Below are 12,693 nucleotides of genomic sequence, written 5' to 3'. Positions count from 1 at the left end.
GGCAGTGCAAAAATTTTAAAAGCACAGACCTGTACTCTCATTAGAAAATTTTTGCAAGGCTCAGGTTTATAAGGGCCGGAGCCTACTCGCTGGAGGTGATTATCATGGCGTACCACAGAGGTGGAAGAAGTGGAAAGAAAAAGAACCGTCAGGTTCAGGGTGACGAGGTCATTAGGGTTCCCCTTCCAAAGAACGGGCAGCTCTTCGGAGTGATAGAACAGGCCCTCGGCTCGGGATGGATGGACGTCCGCTGCGAGGACGGCAAGCTCAGGAGATGCAGAATCCCGGGCAAGCTGAAGAGGCGCATGTGGATGCGCGTTGGCGATGTGGTCATCGTTCAGCCCTGGCCGGTTCAGACCGACGAGAGGGGCGACATTGTCTACCGCTATACTAGAACTCAGGTTGACTGGCTCCTCAGGAAGGGCAAGATAAGCCAGGACTTCCTCACCGGCGGAGATATGCTCTTCTGAGCGTAATCCCGAGTGATAGCGATGCGCGAGGAGTTCATCGAGCGAGAGATCGAGGACATGCTCGGCCTCAGGGAGAGGCGCGAGAAGGACAGTGAACTCTACAAGATAGCCAACGAGGTCTTTGACCGGACGACGAAGGAAACCCTCGCCTATCTGCACCGGAGGGGTAAAATAGAGGTCCTGTACGGTGTAATAAGCACGGGAAAGGAGGCCAACGTCTTCGCCGGCGTGGACGCCGAGGGAAAGAGGGTGGCCGTTAAGATATACCGCACATACACCACTGAATTTCGCAGGATATGGGAGTACCTTGCCGCCGATCCTAGAATCGGCTACCTTCCCAAGGATATGCGCAAGCTCGTCTTCGTGTGGACGAGAAGGGAGTTCAAGAACCTCCAGCGGGCGATTAAGTACGCGGTTCGGGTCCCCGAGCCGGTAATCTTCCGAAACAACGTCCTGGTGATGGAGTTCGTGGGCGATGAAACGCCCGCCCCGAGGCTCAAGGACGTGGAGCGCGAACTTGAGCTCAGCGATTTCGAGGAGCTCTACGACTTCACGATGCGGGTTATCGAGAGGCTCTGGAAGCGCGGCGACATGGTTCACGGCGACCTCAGCGAGTACAACATACTGCTCCACGACGGGCCGGTGGTTATAGACTGGTCTCAGGCGACCGTGAAGAGAAACCGTATGAGCCTGGAGCTGCTCAAGCGTGACCTGCGCAACGTCATCAATTACTTCGGTAGGAAAGGCGTCGATGTTGATGATTTCGATGATAAGTTCCGTGAGTTGGTTGGGGTTTAGAGGGTGAGATTATGGACGAGTTCGAGAGGCTCCTTAAGAAGTACGAGCGCCTTGACAAGGACGGTCGGCCGCTGAGGGAGGAGCACGAGGAGGAGATAACCTACGCGGCCGAGGGTGAGCAGGAGGAGTTCGTGAGGATTCCCAAGGACAGGGTGGCGGTCGTCATAGGAAAGAAGGGGCAGACCAAGAGGGAAATCGAGAGGAGAACCAAGACCAAGATAGAGATAGACAGCGAAACTGGGGAGGTCTTCATCGCCGCCACGAAGGAGACCGACGATCCGCTTGCCGTTTGGAAGGCGAGGGACGTTGTCATGGCAATCGGAAGGGGTTTCTCGCCCGAGAGGGCCTTCCGGCTCTTCAACGAGGGCGAGGTCCTTGAGGTCGTCAACCTCACCGACGTTGTCATCGGCAACGACAAGAACGCCCTTCCGCGCGTTAGGGGAAGGATAATAGGCAGGAAGGGTAGAACCCGCGAGATAATCGAGGAGATGAGCGGAGCAGACGTGAGCGTCTACGGTAAGACCGTCGCGATAATCGGCAACCCGATTCAGGTTGAGGTTGCCAAGACAGCCATAGAGAAGCTCGCCAAGGGCTCCCCGCACGGTGTTGTCTACAAGTACCTTGAGCGCAGGAAGAAGGACCTCGAGCTGGAGAGCATGAGCTATTACGAGGCCCTTGGCGAAGAAGTTGAGAAGAACGAGGAGGAATGAAGATGGCCGAAGCAAGTCAGCTGTTTAAGGAATTCAAGATTCAGAGCGTCAGCGAGTTCTTCAGACGAAACGCGGCCATGCTTGGCTACACGGGCAAGATACGCTCCCTCACCACAGTCGTTCACGAAGCAGTTACGAACTCCCTAGATGCCTGCGAGGAGGCTGGGATAGCGCCGTACATCCGCGTCGAGATAGAGGAGCTCGGAAGGGAGCACTACAAGGTAATCGTCGAGGACAACGGTCCGGGAATACCCGAGAAGTACATAACCCACGTTTTCGGTAAGATGCTCGCCGGTACCAAGGCCCATAGGAACATACAGAGTCGCGGTCAGCAGGGTATCGGTATAAGCGGTGCCGTCATGTTCGCCCAGATAACCAGCGGAAAGGCAACGCGCGTCATCACCTCCACCGGCGGCGATAAAACCATCGAGGCCTGGGTTAAGATAGACGTTGACAAGAACGAGGGTAAAATCGTCAAGAAGGAGAAGCACCCCAATCCCAAGGGCTGGCGCGGGACGAGGATAGAGCTTGAGGTGAAAAACGTCCGTTACATACGCTCAAAGCAGGGTGTCTACTGGTACCTAAAGCTCACCGCCATAGCGAACCCGCACGCCCACATCGAGCTCATAGAGCCGGACGGGAAGCTCATAGTCTTCCCGAGGTCGAGCGAAGAGGTGCCAAAGCCGCCGGTCGAGATGAAGCCCCACCCGAGGGGAGTTCTCACCGACGACGTTTACAGGATGGCCAAGAAGACCCGGAGGAACACGGTGAAGCGCTTCCTCGTCGGCGAGTTCTCGAGGATAAGCGACAAGAAGATAGACGAGCTGGTAGAGTACATCGCGGCGCTGAGGCTGATAAAGACAGAGGAGGACAAGAACGTCCAGGAGCAGCTCTACGAGAGACTCATGAAGGGAGAGGTTAAGGCCGTCCTCCGCTCCTTCAGGGGATACACCAAGGTGGTCAAGCAGGTTGCAAAGCTCATGGAGAAGCCGCCCGAGAAGCTCACCTGGCACGAGGCGGAGGAGATAGTCGAAGCCTTCAAGTACATGAAGTTCTTAGCCCCTCCGACCCACGGCCTCAGGCCAATCGGTGAGGAGAACATCGAGAAGGGCCTCAGGGGAATCCTCAAGCCGGAATTCGTGACGGCCGTGACAAGACCGCCGAAGGTCTACTCCGGTGGTATTCCCTTCCAGGTTGAGGTCGGCCTCGCCTACGGCGGTGAGATTCCCGCAGGCTTTGAGCTTCTCCGCTACGCCAACAGAGTTCCACTCCTCTTCGACGCCGGTTCCTGTGTGACGACCCTCGCTGCGCGCTCCATAGACTGGAAGCGCTACAAGGTTGACGACCTCGACCGCGCGCCGGTGGTGCTCATGATAAACGTCATCAGCGTCCACGTGCCCTACACCGGCACCGGAAAGCAGAGCATCGCCAATGTTGAGGAGATTCAGAACGAGATAAGGCTGGCCATAATGGACGCCGCCAGGAGGCTTCAGACCTACCTGAGCGGCAAGCACAGGAAGCTCTATCAGGTTAAGAGGAAGAAGACCTTCGAGAAGTACGTACCGGAGATAGCGAAGGCCCTGAGCGTTCTGACCGGAGAGGAGGAGGACGCGGTCAAGACCTACTTCCTGACCTTCATAGAGAGCCACTTCAAGGCCAAAGAGAGTGAGCTTAGCGAGGTGAGCGAGAATGCCTAAATCCAAGGGAGTTAAAAGGGAGAAGCCCAGGGAGCGCTTTTCCTACGACCCGACCAGGGTGCTCACCAAGCTTGAGGAGTACGGAAAGCGCGTCCTCGAGGACATAAAGAGCGGAAAGAACCCCTACTTCGACATCCCCATGCGCGGGCTCAACAACGTCTACTTCGATGAAAAGAGGCGCGTCATCAGGATGGGCGACAAGCTCTCAAGGCGCTACTTCCTCAACGTGGCTCATGCCAGAAAGTTCATGCAGACTCTCCTCATCATGGCCTACGTGAAGCGCCTGGTGAGCGAGGGCAAGCACGCGAGCCTTCGTGAAGCCTACTACGCCAACAAGCACACCATCCCTGGAACGAAGGAGAACACCTTCGAGGACCAGCGCGAGAGCGACCCGATCATCGAAGACCTCGAGAGAATGCTCGGCGTTTTGCGTGAGGAGATGCACCTCACAGCCGACAGGCGCGGCTACATCTACGGCGACATAGTCATACGCGACGGCGAGGACGAGTTCAACACGAGCAAGCTCGGTATGGGTGGCTGGGCAGTTCCAGGAACGGTTGAGCACCTGCACTTCGTGGAGGTCAACGTTGACTACGCTCTGGTCGTCGAGACCGCCGCTATGGCCGACAGGCTGATTGAGGAAAAATTCCCGAAGAAGGAGAAGGCCCTCATCATAGCGACGCAGGGTCAGGCGTCCCGTGGCGTAAGGAGGCTCATCCACAGGCTCCACTACGAGGAGGGGCTGCCGATAATAGTCTTCACGGATGGCGACCCCTACGGTTGGTACATATACTCCACCATAAAGCAGGGTTCCATCAACCTCGCCTACCTCAGCGACAAGCTGGCGACGCCGGAGGCGAAGTTCGTGGGAATGACCATGGACGACATAAAGCGCTACGGTCTCGAGAACGTCACTGAAAAGCTCAAGGGAATCCCGCCCAACAAGAAGGGCGGCCCAACCGGCGACTACAAGAGAATCCTGGAGGAGATGGAGTATCCCTGGTTCCAGAACAAGGAGTGGCAGAGGCAGCTCAAGATGGCCGTTAAGATGGGAGTCAGGATAGAGCAGCAGGCCCTCGCCAACAAGAGCCTTGAGTTCGTGGCCAAGAGATACCTTCCGGAAAAGATAAACAGCGGTGATCTGCTGCCATGACGACCACCGAGGAACTGGTGGCCCAGGTAAACAAGATACTGGACGACATTGGGATAGATATGGACGGGTTATTCGAGACTTTCGACATCCCGTCCATCTCCCATCGCCTCAGGGAGAACCTCTCCCTCCTACAGGAACTTGAAGAGGACCTCTCGAGGCGCGTGGGTGAAACGACCCCCGCGGTGCGGGGTATGGGCAAGCGCGACCGCGACCCCCACATTCAGTGGATTTACAAGAAGAAGCGCAACAGGGTTCTCGCCCTCGAAAGGCTCCGCGCGGCGATAACCGCCCACAAGATGGCCCTTGCCCTCATCTCCGCCAACTACACCTTCTTCCTTGGAAAGAAGCCGGTAACCCTCAAGGAGCTCACGAGGGAGAACGTCGAGGACGTTGAGGCCGTTCCGAGGAACGTTCAGATAGGCAGGGTTGAGGTGCTGCCGTACATGGCCTACTCCGGCGACGTTCTGAGGCTCCTTGCCAGGGAAAACATAGCCGTCAGGGAGTCGTTCAAGTTCATAAAGGGCAAGCTCCGCGAGAAAGGAACCGTAAGAACTCGCGGCCTGCGCATAGAGGTCGAGTACTGGGAGAACAACCGCCTGAAGAAGTCCAGGCTGGACCTCCCCGCGGACTCGGACATAGAGGGCGAGCTGAGAAAGCGCTACGGAAGGCGCTTCCGCTGGCGCGTGCTGAGCTTTGTCAAGACCAAGGGAGTGCTCATAAACAACCACTACACCGTTGATAACCTCTCTCTTGCATACTCCGTTCTCGACCCTGAGAAGGGTGCCGAAAAACTCGGCCTCGACCTCTTCCGCTACTACTTCCTCACCTCCGAGAACGAGAGGGAGGGGCTCGGTCTCTACCCAGACATAAAGCTCTGCATAGACTGCCACTACTCGATATTCGACCTTCCCTTCCGAAACGAGCCGGGCTTCAGAACCGGCCACGGGAGTATGCTCATCATAAGGAAGTGCGAGATGGAGAGCGCCCTCGTGGGGAAGAGGAAGGACATAACCAACGTTCCCAACTACCTGCTCGGCGCGGTTCTCCTCTACGGGATGAGTGAGTACAGCGAGGATAAAGTCGCCGAGCTCCTCGGCGTTCCGAGGGACGAGCTTGAGGAGGCCATCCGGAAGTTCGTGATTTCCGGTCTCCACAAGACCCTTTTCGCCGACACGAAGAAGTTTGAGAAGTTCATGCCTAAGAGCGATAAGGCCAAGCAGTTTTTGGCCCTCCTTCAGGGGTGAGTTTATGAGGGTGGAGGTTAAGGCGCGGAACAATTCCGAGCTCATAAGGAAGCTCAGCGAGGTTCTGAACGACGAGGTTACGGAGGTCTACATAAACCTCCGCCCGACGAAGGAGATACTCGTGAGAATCCTTGAGCGCGCCCCCAACGTCAGGCGCATAAGCTGTCCCCCAAGCCTCTACCCGAAGGTCTCCAAAAAGGCCATCAACGCCCTCGCCCAGATGGGCATAGAACTCGTTCCCGAGGGTTACCCCCGCGGAAGGCCGCGGAAATACGATGAGAGCACCATACGGGAGGTTCAGAACCTCCTGATGAACGGCGTTCCCCCCAAGGAGATAAGCGCCAGGATGGGCATCCCGCTTCGGACTGTTTACTACATGATCGAGCAGCTGGGTGTCCGGTCATGGAGAGAATAAAGAGCCTGTACCTGGCTCTCTTCGCTTCTTTCCTCATCGTCTCCATGCTCTTGGGCAGGACGGCCGTCCATGGCGGGACGACGGTCTTCAACTTCGAGTGGGTGTTCTTCTTCGCGAACCTCTTCCTCTTCGCGGCCGCGGGCTACGTTCTGAAGATGCTCCTCGAGGGAAAGTTCGAGAGGGGAATGCGAAGGACCAAGAGGGGCAACGTTCTTGCCGGCGCGATAACGCTCCTGGCGATTTTCGTCGCCCTCAAACTGCTCTTCGAGAAGAAACCGGAGAGCCTCGTGAACGGGGGCAAGGTGGGGGAAACCCTCTCCGGGGTTTGGTACAACGTCACCTCAGGCGACTTCGTCGTCACCCTCCGCGAGCTCCCAGGGATATTCTATTTCATCCCCTTCATCGTCTTCGTCCTGTTCCTCCTCACGGTAAAGAGGCGGAAGAGAGTTGTTACGCCCTTTGAGGTCAGGTTCGAGCCGGAGATGACCTACGACTCCATAGAGGGCACCCCCGCGGAGAGGGTCATAAAGATGTACAAGAACGTTGTCGCAGGCCTCGTGATGAAGGGCTATCCATATCAGAAGAGCTGGACCCACTGGGAGCACGAGGCGAAGCTGCGGGAGATATTTCCCGACCTGGAAGACCTCGACGTCCTCACGAGGATATTCGAGAAGGCCAAGTACGCGGAGAGGCTCAGAGAGGATGACGTTAAACTCGCACGGGAGAGCTACGAGAGGCTTATGACGTTTCTGAGGTAGGTTTAAAAAGCGGTCGAATTAGAAGCCCCTAAACACAAGATGAAAGGTGATGCTCATGCTCGTTGAGACCCAGGAAGAGACCCCTGAGATAAGGGAGCGCCTTCACCGCGTTGGAATCACCAACCTGCGTACCGTGGCGAGAATAAACTGGAAGGGGAGGGTGTACACCTTCCTGCCCGTCTTCGAGATAACCATCGACGTCCCCGAGGAGAAGAAGGGAATACACATGAGCAGGCTCGTGGAGAGCATAACCGAGGCCATGAGCGAGGCGGTCGAGGAGGAGGTCATGCAAGCCCACACCTCCCTTGAGGAGCTCGGCAGGTGTGTTATACGCCGCCTTGAGGGCAAGCATCCGCACAGGCGTGCCGAGGTCTGGATAAAGACCCACCTCATAATACCTCGCCAGACCCCCGCGAGCGGAAAGACAACCTACGAGCCCTACGACGTCGAAGTGGGCGTGATAAAAAACGAGGACGGCTCCTTTGGAAAGGTTCTCCGCGTCAAGGTGATAGGCAACACTGCCTGCCCGCACGCAATGGCGAACAACGATGGGAAGACCCACATCCAGAGGGCGATAGGTGAGCTTGAGGTAAGGACGGCCTTCGACGAGGAGATAGCCCTTGAGGACATGATAGACGTCGTCGAGAGCTCCTTTAGCCACCCGACTTACACGCTGCTCAAGACCATAGACGAGAACGCCGTCGTCCAGGGGATGCATCGCAACCCGAAGTTCGTTGAGGATGTGGCGCGCGAGATATTCGCCAAGGCCAAGGAGCGCTTTAACGGCAAAATCCACGTGCGCGTAATCAGCAACGAGAGCATCCACAAGCACGACGTCATAGCGGAGACGTGGAGCTGATTTTCCACAACTTTTTGGTGGCGGAAATGAAGCTCGTCCACGACCCCATACACGGCCACATCGAGCTCGATGACTTCGCCCTCAGGCTCGTGGACACGCCCGAGTTTCAGAGGCTCAGGAGGATAACCCAGCTCGGCTTAGCTTTTCTCGCATATCCCTCCGCCAGGCACACACGCTTCGAGCACTCCCTCGGAACTTTCTATCTGGCGAAGAGAATAGCTGGATACAACCCTGAAATTGAGGAGGGTGCGGTTTACGCGGCTCTGCTTCACGACCTCGGCCACTACCCGTTCAGCCACACGCTTGAGGTTCTCTACCAAAGGCACGAGGAGAACACGAAGTGGTTCATAAAGCACGGCGAAATCGGGGACGTTATACGGGAGCGCTACTCCCTCGGAGAGTTCCTCAGACGTCTCAAACACCCCCTCGTGAGCGGCGACATAGACGCGGACAGGATGGATTACCTCGTGCGCGATGCGTACTATACGGGCGCCGCCTACGGTCTCGTTGACCTTGACAGGCTCGTGAGGAACCTACACTACGATGGTGAGAGGTTGATAATCGGGGAGAAGGGTGTAATGGCCGCACAGAGCCTCCTCCTCGCGAGGAGCATGATGTATCCCACCGTTTACCAGCACCACGTTTCGAAGATAGCCAGCTCGATGCTCGTAAAGGCGGTTGAGCTAGAGGGAATTCCGCTCGAGGAGATTCGCCTCATGGACGAGGTCGATCTGATCGCCCGACTTAGGGGGAGCGAGAATGGCGAAGTTCGCGAACTCATTGCGGCCATAGACGACAGGAGGCTCTACAAGCGTGTTCTATACAGCGGCGATGACCCGGGCGAGAAGGTCGTCTTCGAACTCAAGAATGAGCTGGAGGGCGAGTTTGGCCATCTGGTTACGGTTGATTACCCTCCGAAGCCCAAGTTCGAGGAGAAGAACGCCTTCGTGGCTGTGGGCGATGGTCTCAAACGGCTGAGTGATGTCTCTCCGCTGGTTCGCTCCCTCGTCGAGCTGAAGGACACCCACTGGCGCTGGGGAATCTACGCGAGGGCGGACGTGAAGGAGGCAGTCTGTTCTTTTGTTTCCGGGCTCATTGGATGAGGGAAAGTGTTTTTACCGGGGAGCCACATACGGGTATCATAAGCCTCCCGGGTGAGATGCGGTGGTAATGTACTACCTCACGGGAAAGATACGGAAGAAAGAAAGGATCGAAAAAAAGAAAGGGTGGTTTGGCAAAGAGATCGTGGAAATCCCCGTATATGATGCAGAGATAACCAGCAAAAAGGACACGCTCTACGGAGAGGTAAAAGAATTCGCCGAAGTTCTAAAAGAGCGGGGGATAAATCCTGATCGGAAGGCTCTCGAAGAGGTATTTGACCATACACACACCTACGGAATAGCCATAACCAAGAAGGGTGGGGGGCTTAGTACCGCATACGCGCCATCAAGAGAGGATGCCATAAAATACTCGATCCTGTTCCAACTACTCGGACTACCACTAGCGCACGAGATGGAAGAAGACAAAGCATATCAGGTGGCCAGAAAGAACAGGAAAATTGTGAACGTAATAATAGGAGATGAAAAGACTGAGAAAAAATGGGTATGGCACCCCGAACTTGAAAAAACCTGGGAAGATTCGAGAGTACTGCCCCCCTTCGACGAGCTGAAAAAAGCAGCGCCGACGATTGCGCTCATACTTAGAACGGAATATGAGCACCTTCCAGAGAGCAAAAGAAAGAAAATGGAACACTTTGTAAAGGCCGCGATCGCACTCACAGAGAGGCTAGCAGAGATAAAGGCAAGGGGTGAGAAAGCGACCAAGCATATAAAAGCAGGGGACGTGCCTGAATTCGAGGAGTTCGTGAACGCGCTGAAAGCAGTCGCTCCAGCGGAGATGATATCCAGGAAGAAAACTACAAAGTCCCACTCTACCGGTCGTTCTGCTACGAGGAAGAGTGGCAGAAAAAGTGAAAACAAGAAGACAGCCGTCGAAGCAAGGGAGCTCCTCGGAATGCTGAAGGGCCTTAGATACGCTGCTTACTCTGAAGAGGCCGTGAAGGGGGCCCTGGGAGAACTGGAGGCCAAGGTGAAGGCACTGCTCTCAAATCCGGGGGAAAATCTCGAGCTACTCGGGCTCTACCTGACCCTCGAGAGGTTCCTCAAGGACGGGGACTTTGAACATGCCGAGAAGTTTCTCAAAGCCATTGCCAGATGACTTTCATCTTCCGCCAAAACCCTTAAGTAGTTTGAACGTATCCTCGAGCCGCCGCTTCTCAACCGGGAAAAGCTTTATAACCGCACCTTTTAAGTGAGTGGTGAACAAGCTCATCAGGTTAGAAGGTGGTGTAAATGGGAAGAAGGGAAGAGATGGTTGCGAAGATCAAAGAGCTCATGACCCAGCCCGAGAGGATCAGGAACATGGGTATTGCCGCTCATATTGACCACGGTAAGACGACGCTGAGCGACAATCTGCTCGCCGGCGCTGGAATGATTAGCGAGGAGCTCGCCGGAAAGCAGCTCGTCCTCGATTTCGACGAGCAGGAGCAGGCGAGAGGTATCACCATCAACGCGGCCAACGTTTCGATGGTTCACAACTACGAGGGTCAGGACTACCTCATCAACCTCATCGACACCCCGGGTCACGTCGACTTCGGTGGTGACGTTACGAGAGCCATGCGTGCCATCGACGGTGCAATCATCGTCGTTGACGCCGTTGAGGGAGTCATGCCCCAGACCGAGACCGTTCTCAGGCAGGCCCTGAGGGAGTACGTCAAGCCGGTTCTCTTCATCAACAAGGTTGACAGGCTCATCAAGGAGCTCAAGCTCGGCCCGAACGAGATACTCCAGAGGTTCGCCAAGATAATCACCGACGTCAACAGGCTCATCAAGAAGTACGCCCCGGACGAGTTTAAGAGCCAGTGGATGGTCAAGGTTGAGGACGGTAGCGTCGCCTTCGGTTCAGCTTACTACAACTGGGCCCTCAGCGTTCCGTACATGAAGAAGACCGGCGTTTCCTTCAAGGACATCGTCGAGCTCACCAACAGCGGAGACCTCAAGACCCTCAGGCAGAAGGCCCCGCTCCACGTCGTCGTTCTCGATATGGTCGTCAAGCACCTGCCGAACCCGCTCGAGGCCCAGAAGTACAGGATCCCGCACCTCTGGAGGGGCGACGTCGAGAGCGAGATAGGTCAGGCCATGATGCGCTGCGACCCGAAGGGTAAGATGGTCATGGTCGTTACCAAGATCATCCTCGACAAGCACGCCGGTGAGGTTTCAACCGGCCGTGTCTGGAGCGGTACCGTGAAGACCGGTCAGGAGGTCTACCTCATCAACGCCAAGAGGAAGGCCAGGATCCAGCAGGTCGGTATCTACATGGGTCCCGAGAGGGTCAACATGGAGGCCGTTCCGGCCGGTAACATAGTCGCCGTCACCGGACTGCGCGATGCAATGGCCGGTGAGACCGTCTCCCAGGAGCAGATCGAGCCGTTCGAGGCCCTCCACTACACCAGCGAGCCGGTCGTTACCGTTGCCATTGAGGCCAAGAACGTTAAGGACCTTCCGAAGCTCATCGAGGCTCTCCGCCAGCTCGCCAAGGAGGACCCGACGCTCCACGTCAAGATCGACGAGGAGACCGGCCAGCACCTCCTCAGCGGTATGGGTGAGCTCCACCTCGAGGTCAAGCTCGTTAAGCTCAAGGAGGACTGGAAGCTCGACGTCGACGTCTCCCCGCCGATCGTCGTCTACCGCGAGAGCGTCAGCAAGATGAGCCCGATAGTCGAAGGAAAGAGCCCGAACAAGCACAACAGGTTCTACATCACCGTCGAGCCGCTTCCGGACGAGATATACCAGGCCATCCGTGAGGGCCTCATCCCCGAGGGCAGGCCCAAGAACCCGAAGGAGGTCGCCAAGAAGCTCGCCGAGCTCGGCATGGACTACGAGGTCGCCAAGGGCATCGTCGACATCTACCAGGGCAACCTGTTCCTCGACAACACCAAGGGTATCCAGTACCTCAACGAGGTCATGGACCTCCTCGTTGACGGATTCCACCAGGCCATGGACGAGGGCCCGCTCGCCAGGGAGCCCGTCATGAAGGTCATGGTTCGCCTGCACGACGCCAAGATTCACGAGGACAACGTCCACCGCGGTCCGGCCCAGATCTACCCGGCCATCAGGGGCGCCATCCAGTGCGCCATGATGAAGGCCCAGCCGATCCTCTACGAGCCGTACCAGAAGGTCATCATCAACGTGCCCTACGAGTACATGGGTGCCGTCAGCAGGGAGATCAACCAGAGGCGCGGCCAGCTCATCGACATGCGCCAGGAGGGCGAGGTTATGATCATCATCGCCGAGGCGCCAGTCGCGGAGATGTTCGGATTCGCCGGAGCCATCCGTGGTGCCACCAGCGGAAGGGCCCTCTGGAGCACCGAGCACGCGGGCTTCAAGCGCGTTCCGGGAGAGCTCGCTGTGAACATCATCAGGCAGATCAGGCAGAGGAAGGGCCTCGACCCGAACCCGCCGAAGGAGCAGGACGTCTGCCCGCAGCAGTGAGGGCTTTCCGCCCTCCGAGCTTTTCTATTCTAGCTTTAT

The 12,693-nt window shown here is 56.7% G+C and carries 12 protein-coding genes; all 12 read left to right on the top strand.

The genetic code is table 11. The features are described from left to right. The first annotated feature begins 104 nt into the window (after positions 1-104). The gene (eif1A, locus tag CDI07_RS04500; protein WP_088180467.1) at positions 105-470 is read left to right on the top strand and encodes a translation initiation factor eIF-1A; all 366 of its coding nucleotides are present in this window, start codon (positions 105-107) and stop codon (positions 468-470) included. 21 nt (positions 471-491) lie between these two features. Continuing rightward, positions 492-1,268, top strand: a complete 777-nt coding sequence (locus CDI07_RS04495) for a serine protein kinase RIO (RefSeq protein WP_088180466.1) — start codon at positions 492-494, stop codon at positions 1,266-1,268. Between the two features lie 11 nt (positions 1,269-1,279). Beyond that, complete coding sequence (locus tag CDI07_RS04490) at positions 1,280-1,978, top strand: KH domain-containing protein (RefSeq protein ID WP_088180465.1); 699 nt, start codon at positions 1,280-1,282, stop codon at positions 1,976-1,978. Between the two features lie 2 nt (positions 1,979-1,980). Continuing rightward, positions 1,981-3,675: a DNA topoisomerase VI subunit B gene (top6B, locus tag CDI07_RS04485; RefSeq protein ID WP_088180464.1), complete on the top strand. Its 1,695-nt coding sequence runs from the start codon at positions 1,981-1,983 to the stop codon at positions 3,673-3,675. Next, entirely contained in the window at positions 3,668-4,828 is a 1,161-nt protein-coding gene (locus CDI07_RS04480; RefSeq protein ID WP_088180463.1) for a DNA topoisomerase IV subunit A, read from the top strand. The genes top6B and CDI07_RS04480 overlap by 8 nt, the downstream gene beginning before the upstream one ends. Then, on the top strand, positions 4,825-6,072 hold the full coding sequence (locus CDI07_RS04475; RefSeq protein WP_088180462.1) for a DUF530 family protein: 1,248 nt from the start codon (positions 4,825-4,827) through the stop codon (positions 6,070-6,072). The genes CDI07_RS04480 and CDI07_RS04475 overlap by 4 nt, the downstream gene beginning before the upstream one ends. Before the next feature lie 4 nt (positions 6,073-6,076). Beyond that, entirely contained in the window at positions 6,077-6,487 is a 411-nt protein-coding gene (locus tag CDI07_RS04470) for a DUF1699 family protein (RefSeq protein WP_088180461.1), read from the top strand. Continuing rightward, positions 6,475-7,245 carry a DUF4129 domain-containing protein gene (locus tag CDI07_RS04465; RefSeq protein WP_088180460.1) on the top strand — a complete coding sequence of 257 codons (771 nt, stop codon included), beginning with the start codon at positions 6,475-6,477 and terminating at the stop codon, positions 7,243-7,245. Before CDI07_RS04470 ends, CDI07_RS04465 begins: the two co-directional genes overlap by 13 nt. 55 nt (positions 7,246-7,300) lie before the next feature. Continuing rightward, positions 7,301-8,104, top strand: coding sequence for a GTP cyclohydrolase IV (locus CDI07_RS04460; protein WP_088180459.1), 804 nt, complete (start codon positions 7,301-7,303; stop codon positions 8,102-8,104). Positions 8,105-8,130: 26 nt separating this feature from the next. Then, positions 8,131-9,207, top strand: coding sequence for an HD domain-containing protein (locus tag CDI07_RS04455; RefSeq protein WP_088180458.1), 1,077 nt, complete (start codon positions 8,131-8,133; stop codon positions 9,205-9,207). Between the two features lie 61 nt (positions 9,208-9,268). Next, positions 9,269-10,321 (top strand): hypothetical protein, encoded by a 1,053-nt coding sequence (locus tag CDI07_RS04450; RefSeq protein WP_145954973.1) that lies wholly within the window; start codon positions 9,269-9,271, stop codon positions 10,319-10,321. Between the two features lie 134 nt (positions 10,322-10,455). Next, positions 10,456-12,654: an elongation factor EF-2 gene (locus CDI07_RS04445; protein WP_088180456.1), complete on the top strand. Its 2,199-nt coding sequence runs from the start codon at positions 10,456-10,458 to the stop codon at positions 12,652-12,654. Positions 12,655-12,693 lie beyond the last annotated feature (39 nt).

This window comes from Thermococcus sp. 5-4, from assembly GCF_002197185.1.
Lineage (GTDB): Archaea > Methanobacteriota_B > Thermococci > Thermococcales > Thermococcaceae > Thermococcus > Thermococcus radiotolerans.
This window is presented reverse-complemented; position numbering and strand designations above follow the sequence as displayed.